A 25,728-nucleotide genomic window follows, 5' to 3' on the forward strand; every position below is an offset into this window, starting at 1 on the left:
GCATCCGAGTTTCACATCAGAGTATCGACAGGCACCGACACTGATGGTGGGGGTGAGGCGCGAGGGCCTGACATGCCGGGCGGCCGAGACTGTGCCCAGCGGTCTAACGGGCTGCTCGGCGGGGTAGGTGGGACGGCCAGCCGCCCCACGGTGACACGCGCCAGTCGGCTACCCCGTGCTGGCGGTGCGATGACTTAAGCATGTCCTCGCCATGGTAGAGACCACCTCACCACCATCGCTCAGCACGCTGAGCAATACGGGGCTGACTGCGGGTGGCGTCGTTGGATAGGGTCGGCGCCAGAGATCGCGGTCCATCGGTCCCGGGGAGACGTTGGCATGGAGTCGGTGGCGTCGGCCTTCGGCCGGGCGGTGACAGCGCATCGAGAAGCGGTATCGCATACGGAAGCCGCCCGTGCGCGGTTGCGCGCTGGTGCCGGCGGGAACGGTGTGTCGGCGCAGGCCAGTGAAGATGCTCGGCGTTTCACCGCCGGTATGCAGCGAATGGCCGAGGGACTGACGCCGGGCTGGCTCGGTTGCCGGCTGGACGCTGCCGCCGCGGCCCTTCCGACAGGTGTAGATGCGGCTGCAGGTCGCCCGCTTGCTGTTCGACTGGGTGAGGCGTCACCAGCCGCCGGAAGCGTCTTCGGTGTTGTCGTACCGTTCGTGGGTGCCGGTCATCTGGCGATCGATAGCGACGCCCGCGCCCCGTCCGTAGCGCGGTGGCTGCGCGGGTTGCTGCTTCGGGTGCTTGCGGCGTTGCCGGACGGCGCGCTTCGGGTCACGGCCGTGGACGGGGCGACTCTCGGGGCGGTGTTCGGCCCGTTCCGCGCAATGGTGGAGGCGGAGGCCTGGCGGCGACCCGCAATCGACCTGCCGGGTTTCCAGCAGGTGCTGGCTGAGGCGGAGGAGCGGATCGAGCGGGTTCAGGCCGGCGAGGCGAATCCGTCGGTGCTGCTGTTGTGCGTTGCGGCGCTGCCGCAGGGCGCGGGGCGTGCGGAGTGGTCGCGGTTGGCGGCGATCGCGCACGCCGGTCCGGCCGCGGGTGTGTTCCTGCTGTTGGCCGGCTATCCGCCGCCACAGCACCCGGGGCTGGAGGCGGCGCCTCGCCTGGAGCGGACGACGCAACTGACGGCGGCCGGTGAAGGGTCCTTTCGGGTCTCTGACCCGCCGGGTCCGTACCGGTTCAGCGCTGACGGCACGGGCTTGGCGGTGCCGATGCGGCTGGACGCTGGCCCGCCGGACGATCTGGTCGAGGCGGTCTGTCGCAGGTTGGCGAAAGCCGCGCGGGTGCAGGCGTCCACGGATTTCACGGCGTTGATGCCGGCCGAGATGTGGCAGGAGTCGTCGGTCGGGGGCTTGCGGACCGTGGTGGGCCGGGAGGGCCGGGCCGAGTGCGTGCTCGCGCTGGATGATGCGACGCCGCACTGGCTGGTGGGTGGGCGTACCGGGTCGGGCAAGACCGTATTTCTGCTGGATGTGCTCTACGGTCTGGCGTCGCGCTACTCGCCGGACGAGTTGGGCCTGTATCTGCTGGACTTCAAGGAGGGGGTGTCGTTCGCGGAGTTCACCCCGTCGACGGTGGATCCGTCGTGGATTCCGCATGCCCGCACCGTGGGTATCGAGTCTGACCGGGAGTACGGGCTGGCGGTGCTGCGCACGTTGTCGCGGGAGATGACCCGGCGGGCGACGGAGATGAAGCGGGCCGGGGTGACGAAGCTCGCCGACCTGCGGGCCGGGCGGCCGGACGTGGCGATGCCGCGGCTGGTGGCGGTGATCGACGAGTTCCATGTGCTGTTCGAGGGCAACGACGCGGTGGCCCGGCAGGCGGTGGCGCTGCTGGAGGAGTTGGCGCGTAAGGGCCGCTCGTACGGCATCCACCTGGTCCTGGCGTCGCAGACGATCTCGGGGGTGGAGGCGCTGTTCACCAAGACCGAGTCAATCTTCGGGCAGTTCCCGCTGCGGGTCGCGCTTGCCGGCGGCGGTGGGATCCTCGACCAGCTCAACGACGGCGCCGACAACCTTCCGATCGGCGCAGCAGTCGTCAACGCAGCGGCCGGGATACCGGGAGCGAACCGGGTCATCCGCTTCCCGAACGCCGACGCCGCGTCGGTGACCGCGCAGCGGCACCTGCTGTGGAACGCCCGCCCGCCGGGCGACGCGCCACCCGCGGTGTTCGCCGGGTACGCCGAGCAGCACCCCGACGCCGACCCCACCTTCACCCGCCTGACACCTGATGTACGGCGACGGCGGGCCCTGGTCGGCCGCGCCGTCGACGTCGGTCTACCGACCGTCGGGTTCACCCTCGACGCCACCCCCGGCAGCCATCTGGCAGTGCTCGGCACCTCCCCGGTCGGAGCCGATGTTCTGTACGCGGCCGCAGTCAGCCTGGCCCGTCAGCACACTCCCGGCACCGCTCGCTTCCTCGTCGCGCCGCTTGTCGCCGCCGCCGACGAGGCCGCCGACGCCACCGTCGAGGCGATCACCGCAGCCGGCCACCCCTGCGAAACAATCACCTTGCCCCAGTATCGGACGCATCTGGTCTACCTCGCGCAGCCGCCCGACTCTGCTGGCGCGCAGGTGACGTACCTGGTGGTGTTCGGCGCCGACGCCGCGAGCAACCTCCTCGCTACTAGCGACCCGGCCACCTACCGCTCCGGGCACGAGGACCTGCGGGCCGTGTTGGCCAGCGGCCCCGGCTACGGCGTGCACCTGCTCGGCTGGTGGCGCACTCTGAGCCGGTTCAGCGACGACGTCGGCCCCACCGGCGGCGGTGAGGTCGCCTGCCTCGTCGCGCTCAACCTGCCCAGCAGCGACATTGGCTCCCTGCTCGGCGACTACGCCTCCGAGTGGCAGTCCCGACCCAACCGGGCCCTGCTGATCGACCGTAACGACAACCGCCGCACGCTCATCGTCCCCTACGTCCGCCCCGGCACCCTCGACCAGATCGACGACCTCACATGACCGACCCCGTCACCCCGATGCCCCGTGACGGCGGCTGGGCCGCCTACACCGACCACGCCCGCCGTCTCGCCGCCCTGCTACAGGACGAACGCTCACGAGCCGAGCAGCAGGCCGTGACAAGCCGGAGCGGGCAGGTCGCCCTCGATCAGATCACTCACCGGCTCGCGGCCCAGCGACAACACCTTCACCAGCTCGCTGCCACGCTGCGCCTGCCCGAGCCACACATCGGCGGCATCGCCCCCAGCCCGGTCCCGGACCCGGCCGAGGCGCTTCGCCGGGCCGTCGCAGCCGCTGACGCGGCCGATACCGCCGCCGAGCACGCCCACCGGCAGGCTGCGCAACCACCGCTGCTGCCCGGGCTCACGCCGCTGGCGCGTAACGCGCTCGTCTACACCGCCGCGGCGACCCTCGGCACCCTCGCCTCGCTGCTGATGTTCGCGGTCAGCCCCGACGCCGACCTCGGCCGTATCCCCTGGCAACTCGTGCCCTGGTCGCTGTGTGGGCTGCCCGCGCTGGCGTTCTTCGCCGGCTACCTCACGATCAGCCTTGTCGGTCAGCCGCGCATCGGCGGAGGGGGCACTCGGTCCGCCCGGGCCGGCGGAGTGATCTGTTTTGTCGGCATGCCGATCTTGTGGTTCATCTTCATCGCTGCCACCCGAGGCTGAACCCGCAGGCGCACCTGCCGCCGGTGGCGGGGCGTTGGACACCACGACCCAGGGGAGGAACATCCAGTGGCCACCATCGGAGACATCAAGGCGGGCCTGGCCCACGGCAAGTCCGAAGCCGACAAGGCGCTCGCCCAGCTCGCCGGCGTCAACGCCCAGGTCGACCGGGCCATCGCCGTGCTCCAGGCCCTCGCCGCCGGCACCCAGCAGCCGGCCGTCATGGGCGCCATCGGCAAACTCAGCGCCGCCAAGCAGAAGTTCGGCGAGGGCGCCGGCCTGATCCAGGCCGCCATCGCCCAGACCGAGAAGTACAACGCCGTCCTCTGACACCGACCCCGGAAGGTCCCCCGATGCCCACCGTCATCGTCCCCGTCGGCCTCAACCTCGGCCCCTCCTACCGGTACGTCACCCCGCCCGATCCGGAGCCGGAGTACTGGGAGGTCCGCCTCGGCAACGACTCCGAGGAACTGACCGACGAAGAGTTCCAGGTGTGGGGACGAGCTTTCCTCGACCCAGAGCGGCACGCTCGCTTGGAGGTCAACCGCGAGACACTTCAGCGGGACGTGATCGTAGCCGGCAACGGGCCTGCCAACCCGGTGCCGGTCATCGAGCGACTCCTTGACCGGGGGCTACTGATCGAGTTCGACCCGGATAGCGAGCTGGAGAAGCCGTTCCGGCGGATCAAGCTCCACCCGCTCGCGGAAGGCATGGGCAACACCCCCGAGGAGCCGGACCGACGCCTCATCGGGCATAACGGGCAGGCCCTCGTCAAGGTGAACTTCACGGTCTACAACTTGTGGGCGTTCTCTTCGACGGTTGGCTCCTTGTGGGACGCCTGCGCAATCGCTACCCAGCTCGCGGACGAGCAACGCGCTAGCGGTGAGGACATCGACGAGATGACAGCGGGTGAGCTGGCGCTCGATGCGGCGAAGGTAATTCCCATGCTGGTTGCCGCCGGGTGCGCGTTCTTGGAACCGGCGCAGTAAACGATGTTCGGGCTGGGCAGACAAGGCCGAGGTCGAACGAGAGACGCACGAGTCCCGGGCACGCGTGGGAAGGCGGCCGGAGCGCTCACGGCGGCAGCGGGAGCTGTACGTGACACCGCCGTCGAGTCTGCTCGGGAAGGCATCACCAAGGTCAGCGAGAAGATCGGCAAGGCGGCAGGGGCCGGTATAGCCGTCGCGGCCACTGCAGCCGCCGACGCTGCCGGTTATCACCCTTCCCCTCTGATCGCGGTTGGTGCCGCCTACGCCGGTATGAAAGTCGGCGGCCTGGCCGGGCGGGCCATGAACGCCGGACTGGATCGGATCACCGCCGGGCGGGGTGGCGGTCCGATCGGTTCAGTGATGGCGGAGTTGAGCATGGTGCTGCAGACGCTCGATCAGGTAGGACGCGGCATCGCCGAAGTCGTCGACTCGGTGAACAAGGCTCAAGCCCACTTCCAGAAGGTCAGCCGGGGCGGGGGCAACAATCTGCTGAACAGCGCGGTGCGTGCTTGCCGGCAGGCGCCTGTCCGCCTCGAAGAGGGCGTGGACGAGGTGAAGCAGGCTCAGGATCTCGTCGGTAAGCACTTGGTGGCGGTGGCGACGGCCGGTGGCTGAACGCCGGCCGTCACCGCACTCCACCACGTCCTTGAGGGTCAGCCAGCCGACGGGTCGCGCGGTGCCGGTTCGTCGGCTTGCGGGAGCCGTTGAGGGCCGGGCTGGCGGGGACCGGTGTCGCTCTGCTCGTCAGGATTCGGCTCGGCCTTCCGCTTGCCCTCGGTCGGTTGCCGTGGCGGCATGTCGATGCCGATTGCTCGGGCGTATTCGGCGAGGATGCCGCCGGCTTCGGCGAGCAGCCATGAGCCGTCGCGGAGCTTGACGATGCCTTGGGCGTAGTTGCCCAGTGCACGGTTGACCAGGGGGTTGGTGGCTCCGGTGGTCAGGGCGCGGAACTCGGCTCGGGCGTTCTCGGCGTCCTGGATTATGACCTTGGTCAGGTCCTGCTGTTGGCTGATGGAGACGTGCAGGTCTCGTAGCGCGGCGGCGATGTCGGGCAGGGTCACGGTTGGTACCTCCGGGTCAGGTCGGCTGCGGGATCGGGGCCGGCGGTGATGCGGCGCGCGTTGATGAGCTGAGGTCGGGTCGCGCCGGGTGTTCGTCGAGGTAGGCGGCCGTAGCGGGTGAAGGTGGCGGCGGCTTGCTCGTTGGTGGGGCAGGGGCCGATGAGCTGGCAGCGCAGGCAGTAGCCGGTGGCGCTGGAGGTGACGTGCTCGTCGAGCGCTCGCTGCGCGGTCGTGAGCTGGTCGATGGCCGCTGCGGATAGGTAGACGGTGGCGGCCATGTCAGTCCTGCGGCTGTGGGAGGGCGCCGACGCGGGCGAGTACCTGCCGGAAGCGTCCGGCGCGGCCAGGCGAGGGCATTTCGATGCCTTCGAGCCACACCCACTCGCCGTCGTACCAAAGGCTGAGGTCGAGGCGGACGCAGACGATCCGCAGTCGAAGCGGGTCGCTGCCGTGCTGGTAGTCCTGTTCGCGTAGGTGCACGACGTCGCCGGGTGCGACGGCGACTACAGGCGTGATCGGCGTGGGGGTCACAGTCCGCTCGTCCAACTCGTCCGGCCGGGATGCGGTCGGGATCTGCGGCCTCCGCAGTCGGGGCAGTTCAGTGCCGACCCGCACCGTCGGCACCATCGGGACTTGACCTTGAACAGGAACAGTCCGGCGGCGAAGCCGAGCATCGCGACCACCGCCAGGACGAGGGATGGAACCACTGCGTTGCCTCCCTGACTCGGCCTCTCGTGGGGGACGCAGCCCGCTTCGGGTGACGGGCTGCGTCCCGTCGAGAGGCGTCCGGGGCCGGACGGGCGGTGGGCCCCTGGGAGCGCGAGCCCACCGCCGTACCGCGCGGCTTTCGTGGGCCGCACCGGCCTGACACACCCACGCCCATAGTGCCTATGCACTAGTGATAATGCAAGGATTGCATTCGCATGTACGTCACTTGCCTGGCCTGCCTGGAGGTTGCATCCGCACGGCGGGCACACTCTGACTACGACAGGAGCGAAGGGACATGGAGTTGTCAGCTCGACGGCAACCGCCCACCGTGCGCCTCCGGCGGCTCGCGGCGGAGCTGCGCAGCCTGCGCACCGCCGCCGGCCTCACCCGCGACGAGGTCAGCGAGCAGACCGGCATCAATCCCGCCACCCTCTACCGCATCGAAACGGCCAAGGTCCGCCCGCAGCGGCGCACCCTGATGGCGATGCTGGACAAGTACGGCGTCACCGACGAGGACAAGCGCAGCGAGCTGATCGCCCTGTCCCGCCAGGCCGCACAGCTGGGCTGGCTCCAGGCATACGAGTCAGAACTGCCGGAGCTCTACACCACGTACATCAGCTTCGAAGCCGAAGCCCGCTCGGTCCGCAACTACGAGTCGCTCTTCGTCCCGGGCCTCCTACAAACCGAGAACTACGCCCGCGCCGTGATCCGGGGTGTGTTGCCGCTGGCGACCGACGCGGACGTGCAGGCCCGAGTGGAGGCACGCATGCAGCGGCAGGAGTCGCTCCGCAAGACAGAGCCGCTGCGCCTCTGGGCGATCCTCGACGAAGCCGTCCTGCACCGGCTGACCGGCGGACCAGCCGTCATGGCCGAACAGCTCGACGCCCTGGTGAGCGCGGCGGGCCAACCCCACGTCACCCTCCAAGTCATCCCGTTCACCTCCGGAGCGCACGCCGGCATGCCCGGCTCGTTCGTCGTCATGGACTTCCCCGACCCAGCCGACCCCGCCCTGGTGTACGTCGACAGCATGGCCGGCGACCTATTCCTCGAACGGGAAGCAGACGTCCGCCGCTACACCAGCACGTTCGAACACCTCCGCGCCACCGCACTCGACCCCACCAGCTCGATCAAGCTGATCCAGGAACACGCTGCGGCAATCAGTCAGGAAGGAGGTACAGGATGACCCCAGTTGACCTGTCCCGCGCCCAGTGGAAGAAGAGCACCCGGTCCAGCGGGAACGGCCAATGCGTCGAGGTCGCCGACCTCGCCGACGCGGTAGCTCTCCGGGACAGCAAGGACCCAACGGGCCCGGCTCTCCTGTTCCGCCGGGATGATTGGACGAGCTTCTTGGTCGGCGCAAAGGGCGGGCACTTCACCCATCAGTAGGCGAATGCCTTCGTCGGACGGGCCCAACAGGCCGTCGACGAGCGGGGCCGCGCTTCTGCCCATGGCCGCTACTTGCGCCACCAGGTTGCGCGTCCACGCATGCCGTGGTGCCAGGCATCGGCCTGGAGCCGGGTCGCGTCGATAGCCTGTTGGTCGCGTTCGGAGCGGTATTCGCGCCGGGGCTCGGTGGGGCTCCAGTCGCCGATGAAGGGCCGCAGGTCGCCGGGCTTCGGCTCGATGTCGAAGCCAATCTCGGCGAGGGTTCGTTCCCCTTGTGTGGGGTCGAGGCGGTCGGCGGCGGCTCGGGCCCAGTCGATCCATCGGGTGCGGTTGCCCGAGTCGGCCAGATGGTCGGGTGCGGTGTGTTCGAGGGCGTCGCAGAAGGCGCGGATCTCGTTGGCTGAGATCCAGGAGTCGTAGGCCCGCCGGAACGCCTTCTTGCGCAGGAGTTCCGCGGCCTGGGGGCGGGCCTCGTCGATGGCCGCTTGCCAGCGGCGACGCTCCTCGGCCTCCCGCCGATTCAGCTCGGCGACGTATTCGTCGTGGGCCCGCTGAGCAGCCTGCTTGGCTTCCTCGTCGGCGGCGATGCCGGCTTCGACGTCGCGGATGATGCGGGGAAGGCGCTTCTCCAGGGTGGTCCGCTTGTCATCGGCCCAGGTGTCCTTCTTGTCCCAGCCGGCGCGGGCAATTTCCATGCGCAGCCGCCCGGAGGCGACCCGGTCGGTCTTGGGGAGCACCATCCACCGGTTGCGTCGTAGCTGCCGAGCCTCCTGCTCGGTCGGGACGTGGGGGATCTCGTCGTACTCCTCGATCAACCGGACTCTGCGACGGGTCTTGTCGACTTGGAGGTAGACCGACGGGTTCTTCGTCTTGGTGTTCACCCCGACCCGGTGGCCCCGCCGTCGGGCTTCCGCGGCGAGGCCACGGATCAGGTCCAGCGCCCGAGGGACAGATTCCTTCGTAACCTCCAGTCCGGCCGGGTTCTTCTCCAGCGCGGCGAACACGAGGCCGGGATCGGTGGTGACGCGGCGTGTGTTGAGCCGGATCCGGTTCCAATCCCTGTCGTTCGGGTCGTCGTCGCTGGATAGCCGGATGATCAGGTCTCCGGCGGCGCGGCCGGTGTGCTTGAGGTGGAAGCCGGCGGGTACAAGGCCGTGCTGCTTGGCCGCATGGATGACCCGCCGATACAGGGCACGTTCCTCGGAGTCGGGGCTCTCGACTCGCACGGTTCCGCCCTCGGCCCGCAGGCGCTCCACGAGCATTCGGGCCTGCTCGACTGTTGCGGTGGGCGGAGGCTGCGGCGAGTCGGCCGATGTGGCGCCGCCACCGACTGGCGACCGGCTCGAAGCCGACCCACTGCGGTTGGAGGTGGTGGCGGTCCGGGTGCGCTGGCGGGGTGTCGCCCTGCCGGGCAAGAGCCGGTCGGGGTGGTCGGGGTGGATGCCGTTGTCGAGGTAGAAGCGGCCGGCGTCAGTGATCTGGGCCCGCCACACACCACTCCGGCGGCTGATGTCGACGAGCCGGCGGGTCTGCAGGGCTCGAGCCGAGTGGCGCTGGTCGAGTCCGTCGGGTCCGCTGAGGTCGTCTCCGTCGCCGATCCGCCGCAGCAACAGCAGCTGGTGTTCCTTCAGCGGATCCCATATCTGCACGCCCTCGACCTTCGACTGTCAGGGCCTGATCCGCAAGGATCGACACCCTTGCGCGAGTTTGAGCTGGCCTCCCTTGCCCACGATGGGATACCGCCGCCCTTCGCCGCTACGACCGGACAGCGGCGAAACAGACTTCCGCGTATCATCGATACGCGCTTCGCTCGTCGGGCTGCTGCCCCTAGCTTCGAGTGCGACAACGAAATCTCATAGGAGGAGGCAGCATGGCGGCGAGGCTGGCGCAGCTGGTCGGTGATCTCCCCGGGCCGTACATCATGGGTGCGATTCTGTTACCGGTGCTGTTCCTTGGCTGGGTCATCATGAGCGAGCGGCGGACCCGTCACCTCACGCAGCTGATCCGCGCGGTGCGGGGATCGGTCCGCCCGGGAGGTAGCTCCCGTGGCAGCAACCGAGAGGGGCGCTGACCATGTCCACCGTGGAGCAGCTGATGACGAAGGAGGAGGTGGCTCACGCCGCAGCCGTCACCCCCCAGGCGGTGAGCAACTGGGCGCGTAGGCATCCCAAGAACTTTCCTCAGCTCATTCGGCGCGGATCCCAGGATGGCTACCTGACGTCGGCGGTGGCGGCGTGGCTCGATGGCCGCCGGATCCCGCGTCCAGCGTTGCTGCCCGGCGAGCGTCAGGGAACGACCTACGGGGAACGGTTCCGCTCCGCGGTCGGGTATCCAGTACCACCAGCTACCGTTGATCCAATGCCTGAACCGGCGGCGGAGTTACTCGACGAGCGGTTGTGGTCGCCCCTGGAGCGGCTGCTACGCAAGAGCGAGGTACCGGCAGTCTTCGAGGCCATCGTCCTGTCCCTACTGTGTCTGCGAGATGCCTCCCCCGTCGACTGGGCGGCGATATCGAGATCCTCCATAGACACGATTCATGGTGTTGTCACGCAGGCATGGCAGCGGCGGGCGGCGCCCCTTTCGACTGCCACAACAGTCCTTCGAGACGCTCCAGCAACCGTCTACGGACGGCATCAGCTCCTCAACATCGTTCGCATCCTCGACGACGTCCGGACACCCGGCGACAAGGTGTTCGAGTACCTGCTCGACCAGTTCGCCAGGTTCCGCCACAGCAGCCCAGACGAGTACCTGGTTCCGGCTGGGCTGGCGAGTCTGATGGTGCGGATGGTCGATCCCGCACCCGGGAGCCGCGTGCACGACCCTTGCTGCGGCCTGGGAAACCTGCTGGTGGCGGCGGGGAAACATATGACGCGCATGGCCGGATCGGGTTCACCAGTGGCGCTGACCGGACGGGCTGCGACGGCCAGGACCTGGAGCCTCGCCACGATGAACGCCGCAATCCACGGCATACGGATCGACCTCGGAGATGGGCCGCCGTCGGACCCCGGGGAGATCGACGCCGAACCGGGCCGGTTCGACGTCGTGCTGCTCAACCCGCCGTTCGGCATGAGGAACTGGAGCCTTCCCACGGCCCGATCGGCACGCCCGTGGCCGTACGGCGAGCCTTCCCCGCACAACGTCACCATGGCCTGGTTGCAGGCGGCGGTCGAGGCGCTCGCGCCCGGCGGCCGGGCTGCCGTGATCATGCCTTACAACGCCACGTTCGCGCTCACCGTCCGGGAGCGGGAGATCCGGGGGGCGATGGTCGAGCGTGGAGCCGTTCGCTGTGTTGTCGCGCTGCCCAGTCACCTGTTCCGTGAGACCACGGTCCCGGTAACAGTGTGGATCTTGGCTCATCCTGGCGACACTGCAGGCGAGGAGGTTCTCTTCGTCGATGCGCGGGGAGCGACTCGCAAGATCGGCCCTACCCACCGAGTGTTGACAGAGCTCGGCTGCCAAGCAGTCCTCGACGCGTATCAAGGATGGATGAACAAGACGGCCGCCCTCCCGATCGCGACGGAAGACTTCGCCGCCACCACAGCGACGGTGACGGAGATCCGGGAGCACAGCTACGACCTTCAGCCCAGCACCTATCTGAATCAGCGTCGGCAAGTCGTGACCGACCGGCGGACCTCGCCCACGCTTCCCGCATTGCGAAGCAACCTGGCCCGGCTGGACGACGAGGCCAGAACAGCCGACCTGACCCTCGACCGCTGCCTCGAAAGGTTGGTGTCGTGGACACGCTGATTGGCCCCGTCCCGGATGACTGGCAAACGCGGCAGCTTGGCGAGTGCTGCGACGTGCAACCAGGCCCATCCGGCACCACGTTGAGTTCCTCCGCGTACGTGATCGGAGGCGTCCCCGTCGTGAAGGCCGGCGACATCGGCCCCGAGGGGATTCTCTCCAGCGTCAGCGTGGACGAGGAAACCGCCAAACGCCTTCGGCCACGGTATGAGCTTTGTTCCGGCGACATCGTGTTCGTGCGCATCGGTAGAACAACCCGGCACGCGACGGTGACCGAGCGACAAGAGCGCTGGCTACTCGGCGGCTCCTGCATCCGCATCCGCGCAAAGCAAGGCATCTCCGCGGAGTACATCGCGTGCTACCTCACCCACCCGGCGGTGCAGGAGTGGCTGGCCGAACACACTCAGCGTGGAGTGCTGCCGACGCTCAACGGCCGCAAGATCCGAGCAATGCCCCTCGTGCTGCCGCCCACAGCCGTGCAGCTGAGCATTACCGAGGTCGCCAGGGCCATCGACACAAAGATCCGCGCGCATAAAGACGTCATCCAGGCCACCCAAGCACTACGTGGACTACTTATTCCGCAGATACTCGCCGGCAATCCCGTGCTGACGGAGGCAAGCGTCAGTCGTGACGCGTAGGGCTTCGGTCTGAGAAAGTCGCGGCGGAGCCGGGCCGGTGCGGGCATCAGCGCACTTGATCAACGCGCCGACGACTACGTGAGGTTGGTGTGCGTCCACTCACTCGGTGGCGCCTCGAAGTAGGCGTCCACCTCGGCCACACCTGTGCAACCCGTTTCGGCCCTGAACGGGCACGGACGTAGTTCCTTCGTCTTGTCGGCGCTCAAATTGGCGTCGGCGGCGGGACTGGCTTCGTACCGACCGCACACCGGGCAGGAAACGTACTCGGTCCGTCTGATCCACGCCCCTATCGGGCCGTCCTGCTCATCGAGGGCCATGATGCCGAACGTATCTCATCCTGACAGTTAGGGACAGACCGCCGCTTGTCCACGCTCGGACGCCCAGCTTCTCACATTATGAGAGAACGGGAGATTTCGTCAAGATTCTTTGGCCTGGGTGGGGCGGGACTGGAGCGGACTGTTGCATACCGCAGGTGGACGCAGGCGAACAGAGGCGAACGTTCATCGCTCTGCCCAGCGCTTCGGACCGGCCAATCGCACTTGACCGGCGTGTTCCGCTGATGCGCAATAGAGGCACGTCCTCGTGCGGCGACCTGGCCACCGGGCCGATCAGCGTACGGGCGGGCGCTCCCGGGTGGAGCGCTCGCTGTCGTCGCGGTCCTCGACCGGTCGTCGGCGTACGAGCTACCTGACGGGAGGTCCCCGATGAAGGATCTGGTTCCGGCGAGCTGAGCCGGCCCATCGTGCTGGACGCGTTGACGCGCGCCGCCCGGTAGCCCCGGTCCCGCCCTTCGCCTGGCTGAGGACCGGGTGGTCCGCTGGGTCGTTCTCTCGCCGCTTGTCGAGCAACTGTCACCCATGGTCGTGGTTCCACGGCCGTGGCGATGGGTGCTGTCCGCTTCCGCCTTGGCCGCCCGGCTCCGCCCGAGGATGGCCATGTTCTTTGTCAACTACACAGCGACGAACCCCCGCTGCCGCTCGCGCCGTCTCGCTCGCCGGGTGAGACAGGGCCGTGCCCAGATCCTGGCTGGCCCGAGGGGCGGTGGCGACACCAGCGGAATGATCTCGACCCTGCGGGCCGTCGACCCGGCGGTCCACTCACTACCCCTTCCACAAGGAGTCTCGTTGCTTCTCGCCCACCTCTCCAACCGCCTGCACCGGCAGGCCGGCCCGACGTCGCGGGTCGGTGCTGACAGGACCCGTCTTGATCTCCGTTCGGGGGTCAGGGTTGGCGTCCGTATTGACGTCAGTGTTGAACCTGCCCCCCGAACGGACCCCCGTCCTTCACTCACAGCGCAGGTCGCTCCGGCTGTCACCGGCTGCCACCTGTCCCCCGACAGACCCTCCACGTCTCGGGTTTCTCCCCCAGGGGTGCGTCATCGCATCCACTGGAATGGGGGTGACCGCTGCTGATGGTTGATCCTGTGCTGCGGGTCCAGTCCCAGCTGACCAGACGGGACCGGGTCCTGCTGGGCTGGCTGTACGACCATGGCGTGCTGACCTCGTTTCAGATCGCCCATGCCCTGTTCCCGTCGCTGGACTTCTGCCAGCGACGGCTGCGCAAGCTGCACCAGTTGCTGCTGGTGGACCGGTTCCGGCCGCAGCGACCCGACGGCGGCTCCTACCCCTACCACTACCTGCTCGACCAGCTCGGCGCCGACGTCGTCGCCGCAGACCGCGACGAGCGTCCACCCCGCCGCGACCACGCCCGCATTCAGCGGCGGAGGTGGACCTCCACCCGGACTCTGGCTCACCGGCTCGGGGTGAACCAGTTCTTCACCGACCTGGCCGGCTACGCCCGCGCCCACCCCGACGCGGACCTGGTCCGTTGGCTACCGGAGGCGGCTTGCGCCCGCTCGGGCGCGTTCACCCGGCCCGACGACCCCGCCCTGGTCCGCGCCTACCAGCCCCGAGTCCGACCCGACGGCTACGCCCTGTGGGCCGAACACGGCCGCCTGGTGCCGGTGTTCGTCGAGTACGACACCGGCGGCGAACAGCTCGACGTGCTGACCGGCAAACTCGCCGGCTACCGGGACCTGTTCGGCACCCTCGGCCAGGTCTGGCCCGTGCTGTTCTGGCTGCACTCCACCACCCGGGAACGCAACCTGCGGCTGCGGCTGGCCGCTGAACCCACCGGGCTACCCGTCGCGACCGCCGCCCGCGACTACGCCACCACCGCTGGCCTGTGCCCCGCCGACGCCGTCTGGGCCACCGACGGGCCGCGTCGGCTGCGCCTCGCCGACCTGGCCGACCACACCCTGCACACCGACCACCACCGCGACGCTGCCGACTGACAGCCCCGCCGGTCTGTCACGGATCTGTCGACAGTCCGCCGGAAGCGCCTGACAGATCACCGAGAGATAGAAGTCCCGGCCGCTGACAGATCACCGAGCTACCCTCCCGCCCGACTCGACGGGCTGCAATTCGAACGAAAGGAGCAACGGATGAACGGAATCCTCCGACCCCAGCCGGCTTTCCCGCTTTTCGGAGGACCGTGGCCCACAAGCCGCACCACGAAAACGACGTCCGGAGCTATCCTGACGCACCACATCCCGGTACCGCCACCACAAACGGCGGTGCGAAAACCCCCCGCACCCGCAGAAAAGAAACCACCATTCCTATGCGGATCGCGCGGATTGAGACCGTGCCCATGTCCCCCACCGAACTCGACAACGCCGCCGAAGCGCTCGCCGTTCTACTCAACCACTTCATCGACGACCACCCCGACCTCTTCCCGTAACCCGCTCTGCCGGTGGCGGCCCGCCCGGCCGCCACCGGCACCACCCCTCCACCGCGAAGGACACCACCGCATGACAGCCCCACCCCTCGCCCCACCCAAGCGGCGCGGCCGACGCGCCCACCAACCCACCACAGCCGAGCGGCCCGCTGGCCCCTGCCGCGTCTGCGTCTACATCCGCCGCTCCACCGACGACGAACACCAACCCTTCTCCCTCGACGCCCAACGCGCCGCCCTGGAGAAATACGTCAAGTCCCAACCCGGCTGGACCATCGTCGCTGAATACGAAGACGACGCCTCCGGCGCCACCACCCACCGACCCGGTCTTCGGAAAGCACTCCACGCCGCTAAAGCCGGCCTCTACGACGTCCTGCTCGTCTACCGCCTCGACCGATTCAGCCGCAGCGTCGCCGACCTACTCGACCTCATCAACATCCTCGAAGCATCCGGCGTCCGATTCTCCTCCGCCACCGAGCCCGTCGACACCGGCGGACCCTTCGGCCGCATGATGCTCCAACTCCTCGCCGTGTTCGCCGAATTCGAACGCAACATCATCATCGACCGAGTGAAAAGTGGCATGACCGCGAAAGCCAGCAAAGGCAAATGGGCCGGCGGCACCCGCCCCTACGGCTACCTCGTCAACCCCGACCACCGCCTCGTCCTCCACCCCGACGAGGCACCCATCCTCCGCGATATCTTTCGCCTCTACACCCGCGACCGCGTCGGTACCCGCGCCATCGCCACCATCCTCAACGAACGCGGCGTCCCGAACCGGACCGGGAAGAAGTGGTCCGGACACACCATCAACCGGATCCTGGACAACCCGGCCTACGTCGGGGACATCGCCTACCGCGACGTCTACGTCCCTGACGCCCACGACGCGCTGATCGACCGGGACACCTTCCAGCGCGCCCAGGACATCGCCGCAGCGCGTGGCGACGTCCAAACCCAGCGGGCGATGTCCGACTCGGACTACTACCTCACCGGACTGTTGACATGTCCCCGCTGCGGACAGCGCTACATCGGCACGTCCGCCAACGGACGGACCCGCCGCTACCGCTACTACACCTGCTTCACCCGCACCCGCTACGGCAAACACGCCACCTGCGACGCACCCCGCCTACCCGCCGACGACCTCGACAACGCCATCCTCAAGGCGCTGCACGACTTCTACGCCACCGCCGAACCTGTCCTGACCGCGATGATCGAACGCGCCCACACCCAACGCGCCAGCACCACCGACGACCGCAGCGCGGAACTCACCGCCCTCGCCCACCAGATCACCACCACCGAGGCGGCTATCGACCGGTATCACACCGCGTTCGAGAACGGCACCATGGACGACACCACCGCCGGCCCCCGCATCCGCGAACTCCGCCAACAACTGGCCCAACTCCACACCCGGCACGCCGAACTCGCAGCCGGTCTCGCCGCCCAGCCCGCCCCACCGGCACCCGGCACCATCGCCCTGATCCGCGACTACCTCACCACGATCATGGCCAGCGGCAGCGACACCGAACGCAAAGCCGCCATCGAAACCCTCATCGCCGAAGTCCAACTCACCGACCAGGGAGTCATACCCGTGTTCAAGATCCCCACCGACACGACAATGCCCCCGCCCGAAACGGACGGGGGCACCTCAGAAGAACCACCGGTTCGCACAATGGTGCGGTCGGTGGGCCGCCAGGGACTCGAACCCTGAATCCCTCTGTTCCCGATTGGATCATGGCGAACCGGGCGGATCGACGCGCTGAACTGGGCGAACTCTTCCGTTGCCTGACAGCGTTTGACGGCTCTTGTCGGCCTCAGTTGTGCCGGATCTGTGCCCGATGATCTTGCCACAAGGGGAAGTGGGCGCCCGGTCGCAGGGCTACTTGAAGACGCCGATGATCCCCGTGACCGTGCCGACGATGCCGCTGACCGTTGCGAGCTTCGCTGACGCGCCGGTCCAGATGCCCTTGGACTTCTCCCGCCAGCCGAGAGACCACCAGTCACGCCCGAACTTCTGCCACTTGTGCTGTCTGAGGTGGCATCCCAGGACCAGCCCCGTCGAGTTGTTGCGGCAGAACTCGACCACGCCACCACGCTTGCGATTGATCGCGCCGCAGTACACCGGCGCTTGGAAGAGGACGAAGATGATCAGCAGACCGACTAGAACGGCGTAGATGCCCGGCCCGATCGCGTTGTTACCCAGGGATAGGAGGAGCAGCGCCAGAACCGCGTAGCCCCAGTACTGCCACAACTTCGATCTTCCACGCGACGCCATGAGTGCGTACGGTACGGGCGCGAGTGCGTAACGTGAAGGCTCTTATTCTGTCGGGCTTCTGACAAGGCCTTAGCGCATTGATCCAGGCCGCAGGGCCTTGCGTGGACCGCTGGCGGTCCACGCTTGCATTGCAGACCCTCGCTAGTGGGCCTCGGAGGTACTGCACCAGTGCCCGACAATCCTCAGCTGACCGCTGGCCGGCGGCCAACGATCCTGCCGATACGATCGATCCATGGCTGATAGACCGCCGGTGCCCGCCGAACTCGAAAGACGACTCATGATTGAGGCGGGGCATCGTTGCGCCATCCCCACCTGCCGTGCGGTCGGCCCTCTCCAAATCGAGCACATTAGAGACTGGCATCAGGTCCGCCAGCACAACTTCGAGAACATGATCGTCCTGTGCGCTAACTGCCATGGGCGCAAGGGAAATCGTCGTGGCCAGATTGATCGTAAATCGTTGTACCAGTACAAAGCAAACCTCTCCGTGGTCAATAGCAGGTACGGTGAGCTGGAACGACGCGTCCTAGACTTTTTTTCGCGCATCCTGCCACTTCGCGAAGACGCCATGGTCGACCTGAGGAAGTTGATAGGGCTCACACGTGAACTGGCAGAGACTACGGAGCGGGTAGTGAGCCTCGGGCCAGAAAGCGATAATAGTGTACGCGAGGCTAAGCAGATGGTGGCCGCCGCTAAACATTTGGAACCAGCCCTCCGGAAGCTGGAGGCTACCCAATTCGACGTGATTGAAGTGACGCGTGGATCGCACTTCTTGTTGTCCTACTTGATTCAAGATGGGTACCTTGAGCCAGCACCCCATCACGTGGACAACGTATCTATCGACGGCCGCCCGATTATCGAAATTTACCAACTCACTGCGGCAGGAAGACGTTTCGTCGATCGATGGAAAAATGCACAACCTCTAGACGAAGTGGACTGACGTCCTACTCTTTCCCGGCCGCCTCGTCGCGACCGGACACCTCAGCGCCCCGAACCATCCCGTCGGCCTTCGTCCGCACCCCGGTGGAGTGGGTGGGGCCTGCCCGGTCAAGGTGGAGCACCCCACTGTCTGAACGACCTTGACCGGGCAGGCCCCACCTGCTCGGCTCTGCCCGGACGGAGGTTGTCGGGATGGCGCCACCATCCCAGAGCGCCCGAGCGCCCCGCCGGAGGCACTGCCTGTGTCTCGACCAACCCGAAGCCCCGGAACTGCCATCGATCATGGCGGCCCGGGGCTTCTTCGTATGTCGCGCCGCCGGCGGGCTATCACCGGTCGCGCTGTGGCCGAAGGCCTAAGGCGCGAGCGGCGGGCCACCGGCCCGGCCCAGGTTCGGCGGCGCGAGCGGCCTGCGAAGCGGGCCGCCTTGAAGACGTACAGAAAGTTCTCACAGAAATCTCCGCCTGAGGGTCTCCGCCTGAGGGCGTCGGATCTCACGACCTCCTTGACACATCGGTATCGGGACAGGGGTGACACCTACAGGTGGGAGGTCTCTTCACACGGGTGGATACAGGGTGGAATGCGGCGATCGGCTTGGACAGCTGCGAAAGATCAGTCGTCGCCCCACTCGGACGGTCGCCAACCGGCCAGGTACTTGTCGGCGAGTTCGATTACGGGTTTTGTCTCGTCGTCTGCCGTGCCGCGGAGCGCGTCAACAGCCTCCTTGACAGATGGTTCCCCGCCGAGTATCTCGACGAGGGGGTTCCAACTCAGTCGCACTCCCGTCTGGACCGAGCGTGAGCCCACCTGCTGGCTGCGGACGGTGGACTGCGCATCAAGCAGCAGCGCGCGAGCGAGCGGCACGTTCTTGGGATCCACGTGCACAACATCGCCGTCGTCCCCGAAGAACTTGGGCGCATATAGGAGGCGAAGCAGACCCTTCTCGTCAGCGAGTCTGCTGGGCTCTGCTCTCAGCTGCTCCCGGAACCGCTCCTCAAGTACCCTCGCGTCGGTCTCCGAGACGAGGCGGTGGCCAGCGCCTTCTCGGTACCCGAGGATCGTGATGAGTTCGAGCCTAGAGGCGAAGGACGGTACCTCGGTCAGGATCTGGACGGCTGCCTCCATCACCTTGTCAGGTGAGTCGAGGCGGCGCATGAGACGGAGAACAACACGTACTACGACCAGTCTGGCATCAACGAACGTCATCCTCCTGCGTGGCCGTTCCGGCATGTCAGGCAGGAGGTTTAGCAGGACCCGAGAAGCCGGCACGACGGCACCTGTTGGGAACTCGGTCTCAAAGGCTTCGAGGGCGCTGACGATATCCTCAAGTTCGCTGGTTTCGCAGCCGCGGAGCAAAGCATCGAGGGCATCCTCGTCATCGAGAACAGCGAACGCCTTCTCGGCGTTGCTGAAAGCGCGCAGGCCGTCGTTGCTGATCTGTTCCAAGTAGAGCGCGAAGACGTCGGGATGGGCGACTCGACGGCCCCGGAGCCAAGTGGATCGCCACGACGAGTCGTAGTTGTAGGAATCGATGTATCGCCGTGCAGCCGGGAAGAGCCGCTCGATGAGGGCCTTGACGACATCGGGCCATCGGGCGCCCGCTGCCACGACTGCATCGACCTGCTCTTTCAGGCGGGCGTCCTCGTATCGTGAGTTGAAGCTCGCTGACGATGTCGTGGTCAATCCGTCGCGGGCTGCCACGACCGACTGGAAAACGTCAGGGAGAAAGATTCGGACGGCCTCAAGCGCTAGTACGTCGACGAGCTCGACCTGGTTACCGAGCGTGCGGGACGTAGCGCGAACCGCGGCGCAGTATCGGGCGACGTCGCGCATGTTCGTGATGAGTGGCCTGACGATCTCCATGAGTACGTCCGGCCAGGCGTCCTCGTCGAACCTTTCCAACGCATCTAGGTCAGCGACGGCCCCTTGGAGTGACTCGCCCAGCAGCCGAAGTAAAACCGAGTTCGGCACCGACGGCACGTCGATGCCGAGCTGGATGATCTTCTCCAGGTAGGCGCGGCCGTCAAATCCGGATTGGTTAAGGGCGGCCTCCACGCGGATGCGGTCAAAGGCTAGGACGTACACAACGTTCGGGAAGCTTGCCGTTAGTCGAACCAGTTTGAAGATGTCCCGGATCTCGGTCGACTCAAGCCGGTCGATGTCGTCGATGATCACCACGATAGGCCGATCCAGCTTTGCGAGCTCGGTGGACAGCTTATGGCGTTGGTCCGCGATGCTTCCCCTGCGCTTTTCCTGGTACTCCGCGACGGCCTTCGCGGCACCCCTGAACCGGGAGAACCACGCGCCAACGAGGGGCAGGGCTTCGACCGGGCTGAGGAGATCGGCGTAGGTGTTCACCGACTCGGCGATGGCGGCGACCTTCGGATCTTTCAAACGCATCTGAGCGGCAAGCTCGCGGAAGAATGTTTGGACCAGCTCGTCGGTTCCGGAAAACATCCAGGGGTTGAACTCGATGACCGGCAGCGCCGGCTCGCGCCGAAGGGCTTCGCCGACCATGTTGACAATCGAGGTCTTGCCAGAGCCCCATGGACCAACGACTCCAACCACGTAGCCTCCGGACGCATCGACGTCGCGGATACCACGTGCGATGTTTGCCGCGCCCGTGCTGCGCTGGAGTAGATCCTGTTCTGCGCGATTGATGGGGTTGTCGCTGAGGCTCGCCATGGGCTTACTGTGCCACTCGGACCCGACGTCCGGGCAGCACGCGCTGCGACTCGGCGGGCGTTCGACTCAAAGTCTCATCACGTGGATGCTGGACACCATGCACGCCTGGTATGGCGCCCGGCCCTTCCGCGGCTGGTCGGCGGAAACGGATGCTTTGCACTCCAGGCATGGCGGACAGTGGCGTCACGTTTTGTATCGGGCATGCTCACCGAACGTGTAGCCCGCCAACTGAGACCACCGTGTGACGCATCAAGCCGAGGACGACAGGTCGGCTGCCGACGATCTTCACCTGCCGATCATCTGCCCTGTGCCAAGGGATGTCCGCCTCTCGACTCGCATGAGGGCCTGGTCAGCCTCTACAACTGTGAGCGCCAGAGCCGTAGCCTGACACGGTGAACCGTCTAGCCGGCCGAGCCGTTCAACTCTCTGAGCAATGTCTGTCTGCGGCTCTCCCTCGTCGGTGGAAGCACGTGCAGGCTGTTGGAGCGAAAGCTGAGAGCCTGGGCCGACTCGTAGGCGATGACGCGGAACTGCTCGCTGCTGCTGGATGGCTGCATGACATCGGCTACGCCCCTGACATCGTTGACACCGGCTTTCATGCGCTGGATGGTGCTCGATGGTTGCTCCGGCAGGGATTCCAACCGCGTCTGGCAAGCCTGGTCGCCCATCACTCGTGCGCCTCGTACGAAGCCGAGGAACGGGGATTGAAGCCTGCTCTCATGGCGGAGTTCCCCCTCGAACAGTCGCCGACGTCCGACGCTCTCTGGTTCGCCGACATGACTACAGGGCCTGACGGCCAAGACCTCACCGTAGATGAACGGCTGGCGGAGATCCGCGAGCGATACGGACCGGATGATCTAGTGACGCGCTTCTGGGTGAAGGCGGAAGCGCCGCTGTTAGAGGCTGTCCGTCGAACGGAAGAACGGCTTGCTGCCTAGCCGATGTACGGCTGCTCCCGGTTGTCGAAGCCGTGATCGATCCGAAGCCGCATTGAAGGATGGATTGTGAGGTCGTCCAGCTCTTCGCGTGCGACCCACCGGACCTCCGAGGACTCGTCGCTCGGCGTCGGCTGACCACTGACGTAACGACCACGAAAGCAGATCGAGAACTGCTGTCGCACCTCGCCGTCGCTGTACTCGACCACATGGTTCGGGTTGGTGTAGATCCCGACCACGCTGGTCACCTCGATCTCTACACCGGCCTCCTCCCGCGTCTCACGGACCGCAGTCTCGGCGATGTACTCCCCGAACTCCTGGCCGCCGCCGGGCAGCGCCCAGAGGCCGTTGTCGGTCCGCTGGATGAGGAGTACCCGGCCCAGCTCGTCCTGCACGAAGACGGTGACCGCAACCACGATGCTGTTCGGCTTCGGGGCGTTCGGGTCGTTGAAGTGCTCGGTCCGGGCCATGGTCCTAGCCTCTCACCGCCAGCGGTTCAGTGCTCCGGCCACACGGCCCGCTTCTTCCCGAGTACCTGCTTGAAGCTGGCGACGTAGTTGTCGAACAACTCCGCTCCGCCGATGCGCCGGAGATGCAACACCGGGGCGTAGGCGGCCGGCGTGCCGTAGAGGTGAGTGTTGACCAGCATCTCTTCATCGAAGCGGTAGATGGAGTTGTAGAGGATCGTGTCGTGGTAGTAAATCCCGACGGTGTCCAGGTCTCGTAGCTCCTTGTAGAAGGCAAGGGCGTTCAGAATCTTGCTCGACATGGCAGCGCCAATGCCCTCGTCGTCTCCTCGCTCGGCGATGTGCTTGCCCTCCGGGTCTCCGAACAGCAACTCCACCTGGGCGCCCGCAAGCGCCTTCTCGCGGAGCGTCGGCACCCATCGGTGGTTGAACTCGGGCAGGAACAGCCCGCCGTAGACCAGGACGCCGATCTGTCGGGTGGCCTTCTCCAAGAGCTGCTGCCAGAGGTCAGTCGGGACGGCTCCGCGGCGAGGGTAGATGTGGACGACCTCGGACTGGCTGACCTGCGCCGCTCGCTGCGCCGGCAGCGCATCCGGCCACAGGTAGGACTCGCTCTCGTCCAGCAGCTCAGCGATCCTGTGGCGGTAGCGCGGGTATGGGTTCCGGTCCTGGGTGATCCACCGCTCGACGGTCTTCGGGTCGACACCAAGCCTTTCCGCGAGTGCCCCAGGCGTCAGCCCTTTCGTCAGCATCCTGCTGCGTAGACGGTCGTTCGGCATGGGGACTCCTGCTCGTGAACAACGGGACGACTTTAGGGACGACTTACCTTAGCAAAGACGTCCCTGGCCGTCCATGTCTCGTGGTGAACTCGTCACTACCGATCGACGCACCCTGATTGCAGAAGAGCTGCCGTCCAAGGAGGACGCACCTGGCCCGGCGATACGGGCTCAGCTCACAAGAGAAGGAGTCAGTCATGGGACGTCTGCTGCTGGACACCTCGCGGGTGTCGTACGAGGTGTCAGTCAACCCGGTGCCGAAGCTGGACCAGAACGGCCAGCAGAAGTTCGACCGGGAGACGAAGAACCCGATGTGGACCGTGCACCTCTACGCCCTCTCCGAGGGTGCTGCGGAGGTCATCAACGTGACGGTCGTCAACCCCGTGATGCCGCCGGTGACGGTCCGTCAGCCGGTGCAGCCCCTCGACTTGGAGGCGCTGCCCTGGGTCAACGACCGGGACGGCAAGGTCCGTTCGGGTGTGGCGTTCCGGGCCTCGGGCCTGACGCCGCTGGACACCGCCGCCTAGCGGCGGGCGTGTCATCTGCTCCAACAGAAGTAGTGGTGGACACGGGCTCGCTGGTGATTGGCGTCGTCTGCGAGCCCGCGTCCTGTCAACAACTCCGGTCCCGTGTTGGGAGGACTTGTCGTGTCCAAGTCTACGTCGCGGTCCCCGTTCGGCTGGTCGAACCGTGGGGGCAACGTCACCGTCATCGAAGCTCCGATCGCCCGGTCCTACCGTCGTCGGGCCACCATCGCCTTCTGGGTCGTTCTCGGCGTCGTCGGCCTTCTGGCCGCCACCGTCGCCTCGCACTACCTGCACCCGATCGTGGGCGCCCTGCTCGGCAGCGTCATCGGCGCTGTGCTCGGCGCGGTGACGTTCGCGCTGATCGTGGCGTGGCCGGTCCTGCGCGTCTTCTGGCACTGGCTGCCGGAAATCGGGCTCGGCCTGGCCGCCGTCTACGGCTGGACCGCGCTGATGCAGTCGACCCCGATGTGGGGGTCGCTGCTCGTCGTCGCCCTGGTCGTCGGCGTGCCGGCCGCTGTCGGCCCGGTTCGCCGCCGTGTCATGGCGCTCGTGTGGTGCCTGGTGGTGCGGCACCGGCTGCGGCTGTGCTTCGCCGCGTTCATCGCCACCAACCGGCACGGCTCGCTGCCGCTGATCCTGCCCGCGAAGCCGACCCCGGCCGGTGAGCGGGTGTGGGTGTGGCTGCGTCCCGGTCTGTCCCTGCGGGACTTGGAGCAGGACGGCCAGGTGCAGAAGCTCGCCGTCGCCTGTTGGGCCAACGAGGTCCGCGTCATGCGCGCCTCCCGCCGCTACGCCGCTTTGATCCGCCTGGACATCACCCGCCGCGAACCGCTCGCGGCAACCATCGTGTCGCCGCTGCCGGACCACGTCCCTACGGACATGCCCGCCAACGCTCCCACCTCCCCGGGCATGCCGCCTGTCGGCCTGGACCTGCCCGACGTGCCGGACACCCCGGCCACCCTCACCGCCGAGACTCCTCGGCCGCGCAAGCCGCGCAACCCCACCACCGAGGCGAGCCCGAACGGGTTCGACCCCTCCGACTACGCCTGACCACCGGGACGGCGCGGACCAAGCACCCCACGGGGTCGAGTGTCCGCGCCCTTCCCACCCTCACCCGCCTTTGACACGTACGTGTCAACCGACCCACCGGGAGCCCGTCATGGACCTCACCGACACCATCGAACTACCCGCCACCCCGGTCGACACGGTGCCGGTCGGCGCGGGCCTGTCCATCTTCGACCCGGTCTTCCTCGGCATCGACGAGTTCGGCCAGGCCGTCTACCTGCCGATGATCTACCGGAACATCCTCATCGGCGGCGAGCCCGGCGCGGGCAAGTCCAGCCTGTTGAACACCATCGTCGGCCACGCCGCCCTCTGCCCGGACGTGCGGCTGTGCCTGCTCGACGGCAAGCAGGTCGAACTCGGTCTGTGGCAGGACGCCGCCGACGTGTTCGTCGGCCCGGACATCGAGCACGCCATCCGCACGCTGCGCCGGGTGCAGACGGTGATGGACAACCGCTACTCGTTCCTGATGTCGCGCCGCCGCCGCAAGATCGGCCGCAACGACGTGTTCGGGCAGATCCTCGTGGCCTGCGACGAGATCGCCTACTTCTCCGCCACTGCCGGGGACAAGAAGACCCAGGAACTGTTCGCCGCGCTGCTGCGCGACATCGTGGCCCGGGGCCGCGCCGTCGGGATCATCGTGGCCGCCGCGACGCAGCGCCCGTCGTCGGACATCATCCCGCCGTCGCTGCGGGATCTGTTCGCGTGGCGGTTTGCCGGCCGCTGCACCAACGACGTGTCCTCGGACATCATCCTCGGCCACGGCTGGTACGCCCGGGGCTTCTCCTCCAACACCATCGACCCGAACAACCAGGGCGAGGGCTTCCTCATCGCCGAAGGCGGCATCCCGAACCGCGTCAAGGCCGCCTACATGAGCGACACCGACATCATCCGCGTCGCGGACTACGCCGCCTGGACCCGCCGCCACGACAGCTCCGAGATCGGAGCGGCGGCATGAGCACCCGGACTGCTGTCCCGACCCGCGTGGTGGACCTGGTGCTCGTCGGCACCGGTGAGGACGTCGCCGCGCTGACCGCCATCGCCCGCAACGCGGGCGTACTCGTCTTCCGCTCCGCACCCACCGCCGCTGGCCCTCATGACGACCGGCAGCGGGTGTTCCTCCGGCTCCACCTGCACCACCGATAGAGGAACGGCCGACAGACCGGGACCTGCCCTAGGAAAGCCGCCCGA

General features: G+C 67.1%; 26 protein-coding genes. 18 read left to right on the forward strand and 8 right to left on the reverse strand.

The genetic code is table 11. The annotated features are described in order from the left end of the window. The first annotated feature begins 336 nt into the window (after window positions 1–336). The 5 genes from ACLQ2X_RS16815 (at window position 337) to ACLQ2X_RS16835 (ending at window position 5,227) form a co-directional block, all read left to right on the forward strand. Window positions 337–2,961: an FtsK/SpoIIIE domain-containing protein gene (locus ACLQ2X_RS16815; RefSeq protein ID WP_425681973.1), complete on the forward strand. Its 2,625-nt coding sequence runs from the start codon at window positions 337–339 to the stop codon at window positions 2,959–2,961. Further along, on the forward strand, window positions 2,958–3,626 hold the full coding sequence (locus tag ACLQ2X_RS16820) for a hypothetical protein (protein WP_425681974.1): 669 nt from the start codon (window positions 2,958–2,960) through the stop codon (window positions 3,624–3,626). Before ACLQ2X_RS16815 ends, ACLQ2X_RS16820 begins: the two co-directional genes overlap by 4 nt. A 66-nt stretch (window positions 3,627–3,692) precedes the next feature. Continuing rightward, window positions 3,693–3,953 carry a hypothetical protein gene (locus tag ACLQ2X_RS16825; RefSeq protein WP_095563279.1) on the forward strand — a complete coding sequence of 87 codons (261 nt, stop codon included), beginning with the start codon at window positions 3,693–3,695 and terminating at the stop codon, window positions 3,951–3,953. Window positions 3,954–3,976: 23 nt separating this feature from the next. After that, a complete protein-coding gene (locus ACLQ2X_RS16830) occupies window positions 3,977–4,612 on the forward strand; it encodes a hypothetical protein (RefSeq protein ID WP_425681975.1) in 636 nt (211 codons plus the stop codon). 186 nt (window positions 4,613–4,798) lie between these two features. Further along, window positions 4,799–5,227 (forward strand): hypothetical protein, encoded by a 429-nt coding sequence (locus ACLQ2X_RS16835; protein WP_088991473.1) that lies wholly within the window; start codon window positions 4,799–4,801, stop codon window positions 5,225–5,227. A gap of 38 nt (window positions 5,228–5,265) precedes the next feature. On the opposite strand, the gene ACLQ2X_RS16840 is transcribed toward ACLQ2X_RS16835, so the two are convergent. The 3 genes from ACLQ2X_RS16840 to ACLQ2X_RS16850 are packed head-to-tail and all read right to left on the reverse strand — an operon-like array spanning window position 5,266 to window position 6,288. Continuing rightward, window positions 5,266–5,673, reverse strand: a complete 408-nt coding sequence (locus ACLQ2X_RS16840; RefSeq protein ID WP_425681976.1) for a hypothetical protein — start codon at window positions 5,671–5,673, stop codon at window positions 5,266–5,268. Continuing rightward, window positions 5,670–5,951, reverse strand: a complete 282-nt coding sequence (locus tag ACLQ2X_RS16845; protein ID WP_425681977.1) for a hypothetical protein — start codon at window positions 5,949–5,951, stop codon at window positions 5,670–5,672. Before ACLQ2X_RS16845 ends, ACLQ2X_RS16840 begins: the two co-directional genes overlap by 4 nt. 1 nt (window position 5,952) lies before the next feature. Next, a complete protein-coding gene (locus ACLQ2X_RS16850; RefSeq protein WP_425681978.1) occupies window positions 5,953–6,288 on the reverse strand; it encodes a hypothetical protein in 336 nt (111 codons plus the stop codon). A gap of 388 nt (window positions 6,289–6,676) precedes the next feature. Between ACLQ2X_RS16850 and ACLQ2X_RS16855 the strand changes: the two genes are divergently transcribed. Then, the gene (locus ACLQ2X_RS16855) at window positions 6,677–7,564 is read left to right on the forward strand and encodes a helix-turn-helix domain-containing protein (protein ID WP_355667887.1); all 888 of its coding nucleotides are present in this window, start codon (window positions 6,677–6,679) and stop codon (window positions 7,562–7,564) included. Next, the gene (locus ACLQ2X_RS16860; protein WP_425681979.1) at window positions 7,561–7,767 is read left to right on the forward strand and encodes a DUF397 domain-containing protein; all 207 of its coding nucleotides are present in this window, start codon (window positions 7,561–7,563) and stop codon (window positions 7,765–7,767) included. The genes ACLQ2X_RS16855 and ACLQ2X_RS16860 overlap by 4 nt, the downstream gene beginning before the upstream one ends. Window positions 7,768–7,835: 68 nt before the next feature. Here ACLQ2X_RS16860 and ACLQ2X_RS16865 read toward each other — a convergent pair whose 3' ends face one another. After that, window positions 7,836–9,416: a hypothetical protein gene (locus ACLQ2X_RS16865; protein ID WP_425681980.1), complete on the reverse strand. Its 1,581-nt coding sequence runs from the start codon at window positions 9,414–9,416 to the stop codon at window positions 7,836–7,838. A 221-nt stretch (window positions 9,417–9,637) separates the two neighbouring features. Here ACLQ2X_RS16865 and ACLQ2X_RS16870 point away from each other — a divergent pair, with 221 nt between their 5' ends. The 5 genes from ACLQ2X_RS16870 (at window position 9,638) to ACLQ2X_RS16890 (ending at window position 16,587) form a co-directional block, all read left to right on the forward strand. After that, window positions 9,638–9,838 carry a hypothetical protein gene (locus ACLQ2X_RS16870; protein WP_151454337.1) on the forward strand — a complete coding sequence of 67 codons (201 nt, stop codon included), beginning with the start codon at window positions 9,638–9,640 and terminating at the stop codon, window positions 9,836–9,838. A gap of 2 nt (window positions 9,839–9,840) precedes the next feature. After that, window positions 9,841–11,514 (forward strand): HsdM family class I SAM-dependent methyltransferase, encoded by a 1,674-nt coding sequence (locus tag ACLQ2X_RS16875; protein ID WP_425681981.1) that lies wholly within the window; start codon window positions 9,841–9,843, stop codon window positions 11,512–11,514. Then, the gene (locus ACLQ2X_RS16880; RefSeq protein WP_425681982.1) at window positions 11,502–12,149 is read left to right on the forward strand and encodes a restriction endonuclease subunit S; all 648 of its coding nucleotides are present in this window, start codon (window positions 11,502–11,504) and stop codon (window positions 12,147–12,149) included. The genes ACLQ2X_RS16875 and ACLQ2X_RS16880 overlap by 13 nt, the downstream gene beginning before the upstream one ends. A 1,411-nt stretch (window positions 12,150–13,560) precedes the next feature. Further along, on the forward strand, window positions 13,561–14,442 hold the full coding sequence (locus tag ACLQ2X_RS16885; protein ID WP_151454340.1) for a replication-relaxation family protein: 882 nt from the start codon (window positions 13,561–13,563) through the stop codon (window positions 14,440–14,442). A 516-nt stretch (window positions 14,443–14,958) separates the two neighbouring features. Further along, entirely contained in the window at window positions 14,959–16,587 is a 1,629-nt protein-coding gene (locus ACLQ2X_RS16890; RefSeq protein ID WP_425681983.1) for a recombinase family protein, read from the forward strand. Window positions 16,588–16,755: 168 nt separating this feature from the next. On the opposite strand, the gene ACLQ2X_RS16895 is transcribed toward ACLQ2X_RS16890, so the two are convergent. Further along, complete coding sequence (locus tag ACLQ2X_RS16895) at window positions 16,756–17,151, reverse strand: hypothetical protein (RefSeq protein ID WP_350752124.1); 396 nt, start codon at window positions 17,149–17,151, stop codon at window positions 16,756–16,758. 232 nt (window positions 17,152–17,383) lie between these two features. Between ACLQ2X_RS16895 and ACLQ2X_RS16900 the strand changes: the two genes are divergently transcribed. Beyond that, window positions 17,384–18,088, forward strand: coding sequence for an HNH endonuclease signature motif containing protein (locus tag ACLQ2X_RS16900; RefSeq protein WP_425681984.1), 705 nt, complete (start codon window positions 17,384–17,386; stop codon window positions 18,086–18,088). Window positions 18,089–18,697: 609 nt separating this feature from the next. On the opposite strand, the gene ACLQ2X_RS16905 is transcribed toward ACLQ2X_RS16900, so the two are convergent. Next, the gene (locus ACLQ2X_RS16905) at window positions 18,698–20,770 is read right to left on the reverse strand and encodes a KAP family P-loop NTPase fold protein (protein WP_425681985.1); all 2,073 of its coding nucleotides are present in this window, start codon (window positions 20,768–20,770) and stop codon (window positions 18,698–18,700) included. Between the two features lie 470 nt (window positions 20,771–21,240). On the opposite strand from ACLQ2X_RS16905, the gene ACLQ2X_RS16910 reads away from it, so the two are divergent. Continuing rightward, on the forward strand, window positions 21,241–21,708 hold the full coding sequence (locus ACLQ2X_RS16910) for an HD domain-containing protein (RefSeq protein WP_425681986.1): 468 nt from the start codon (window positions 21,241–21,243) through the stop codon (window positions 21,706–21,708). Here ACLQ2X_RS16910 and ACLQ2X_RS16915 read toward each other — a convergent pair. Both ACLQ2X_RS16915 and ACLQ2X_RS16920 read right to left on the reverse strand, forming a co-directional pair. Further along, entirely contained in the window at window positions 21,705–22,175 is a 471-nt protein-coding gene (locus tag ACLQ2X_RS16915; protein ID WP_425681987.1) for an NUDIX hydrolase, read from the reverse strand. The genes ACLQ2X_RS16910 and ACLQ2X_RS16915 overlap by 4 nt on opposite strands. Window positions 22,176–22,201: 26 nt before the next feature. Beyond that, a complete protein-coding gene (locus ACLQ2X_RS16920) occupies window positions 22,202–22,951 on the reverse strand; it encodes a helix-turn-helix domain-containing protein (RefSeq protein WP_425681988.1) in 750 nt (249 codons plus the stop codon). A 194-nt stretch (window positions 22,952–23,145) separates the two neighbouring features. Here ACLQ2X_RS16920 and ACLQ2X_RS16925 point away from each other — a divergent pair, with 194 nt between their 5' ends. The 4 genes from ACLQ2X_RS16925 to ACLQ2X_RS16940 all read left to right on the forward strand — a co-directional run bounded on the left by ACLQ2X_RS16925 (window position 23,146) and on the right by ACLQ2X_RS16940 (window position 25,683). Beyond that, window positions 23,146–23,475, forward strand: a complete 330-nt coding sequence (locus tag ACLQ2X_RS16925) for a hypothetical protein (RefSeq protein ID WP_396768375.1) — start codon at window positions 23,146–23,148, stop codon at window positions 23,473–23,475. Between the two features lie 120 nt (window positions 23,476–23,595). After that, window positions 23,596–24,525, forward strand: a complete 930-nt coding sequence (locus tag ACLQ2X_RS16930; protein ID WP_425681989.1) for a hypothetical protein — start codon at window positions 23,596–23,598, stop codon at window positions 24,523–24,525. A 109-nt stretch (window positions 24,526–24,634) separates the two neighbouring features. Continuing rightward, window positions 24,635–25,495: an FtsK/SpoIIIE domain-containing protein gene (locus ACLQ2X_RS16935; protein ID WP_073825489.1), complete on the forward strand. Its 861-nt coding sequence runs from the start codon at window positions 24,635–24,637 to the stop codon at window positions 25,493–25,495. Next, window positions 25,492–25,683: a hypothetical protein gene (locus ACLQ2X_RS16940; RefSeq protein WP_327652732.1), complete on the forward strand. Its 192-nt coding sequence runs from the start codon at window positions 25,492–25,494 to the stop codon at window positions 25,681–25,683. Before ACLQ2X_RS16935 ends, ACLQ2X_RS16940 begins: the two co-directional genes overlap by 4 nt. The last annotated feature ends 45 nt before the right edge of the window (window positions 25,684–25,728 follow it).

The sequence above is a fragment of the Micromonospora sp. DT31 genome (genome assembly GCF_049841795.1).
GTDB lineage: Bacteria > Actinomycetota > Actinomycetes > Mycobacteriales > Micromonosporaceae > Micromonospora.

Bases quoted from the DNA above. Each gene is read 5' to 3' on its own strand.
- ACLQ2X_RS16870 (WP_151454337.1), top strand. From the start codon at position 9,638: ATGGCGGCGAGGCTGGCGCAGCTGGTCGGTGATCTCCCCGGGCCGTAC.
- ACLQ2X_RS16935 (WP_073825489.1), top strand. From the start codon at position 24,635: ATGGACCTCACCGACACCATCGAACTACCCGCCACCCCGGTCGACACG.
- ACLQ2X_RS16815 (WP_425681973.1), top strand. From the start codon at position 337: ATGGAGTCGGTGGCGTCGGCCTTCGGCCGGGCGGTGACAGCGCATCGA.
- ACLQ2X_RS16905 (WP_425681985.1), bottom strand. From the start codon at position 20,770: ATGGCGAGCCTCAGCGACAACCCCATCAATCGCGCAGAACAGGATCTA.
- ACLQ2X_RS16890 (WP_425681983.1), top strand. From the start codon at position 14,959: ATGACAGCCCCACCCCTCGCCCCACCCAAGCGGCGCGGCCGACGCGCC.
- ACLQ2X_RS16845 (WP_425681977.1), bottom strand. From the start codon at position 5,951: ATGGCCGCCACCGTCTACCTATCCGCAGCGGCCATCGACCAGCTCACG.
- ACLQ2X_RS16855 (WP_355667887.1), top strand. From the start codon at position 6,677: ATGGAGTTGTCAGCTCGACGGCAACCGCCCACCGTGCGCCTCCGGCGG.
- ACLQ2X_RS16875 (WP_425681981.1), top strand. From the start codon at position 9,841: ATGTCCACCGTGGAGCAGCTGATGACGAAGGAGGAGGTGGCTCACGCC.
- ACLQ2X_RS16940 (WP_327652732.1), top strand. From the start codon at position 25,492: ATGAGCACCCGGACTGCTGTCCCGACCCGCGTGGTGGACCTGGTGCTC.
- ACLQ2X_RS16895 (WP_350752124.1), bottom strand. From the start codon at position 17,151: ATGGCGTCGCGTGGAAGATCGAAGTTGTGGCAGTACTGGGGCTACGCG.
- ACLQ2X_RS16925 (WP_396768375.1), top strand. From the start codon at position 23,146: ATGGGACGTCTGCTGCTGGACACCTCGCGGGTGTCGTACGAGGTGTCA.
- ACLQ2X_RS16885 (WP_151454340.1), top strand. From the start codon at position 13,561: ATGGTTGATCCTGTGCTGCGGGTCCAGTCCCAGCTGACCAGACGGGAC.
- ACLQ2X_RS16820 (WP_425681974.1), top strand. From the start codon at position 2,958: ATGACCGACCCCGTCACCCCGATGCCCCGTGACGGCGGCTGGGCCGCC.
- ACLQ2X_RS16830 (WP_425681975.1), top strand. From the start codon at position 3,977: ATGCCCACCGTCATCGTCCCCGTCGGCCTCAACCTCGGCCCCTCCTAC.
- ACLQ2X_RS16860 (WP_425681979.1), top strand. From the start codon at position 7,561: ATGACCCCAGTTGACCTGTCCCGCGCCCAGTGGAAGAAGAGCACCCGG.
- ACLQ2X_RS16920 (WP_425681988.1), bottom strand. From the start codon at position 22,951: ATGCCGAACGACCGTCTACGCAGCAGGATGCTGACGAAAGGGCTGACG.
- ACLQ2X_RS16915 (WP_425681987.1), bottom strand. From the start codon at position 22,175: ATGGCCCGGACCGAGCACTTCAACGACCCGAACGCCCCGAAGCCGAAC.
- ACLQ2X_RS16900 (WP_425681984.1), top strand. From the start codon at position 17,384: ATGGCTGATAGACCGCCGGTGCCCGCCGAACTCGAAAGACGACTCATG.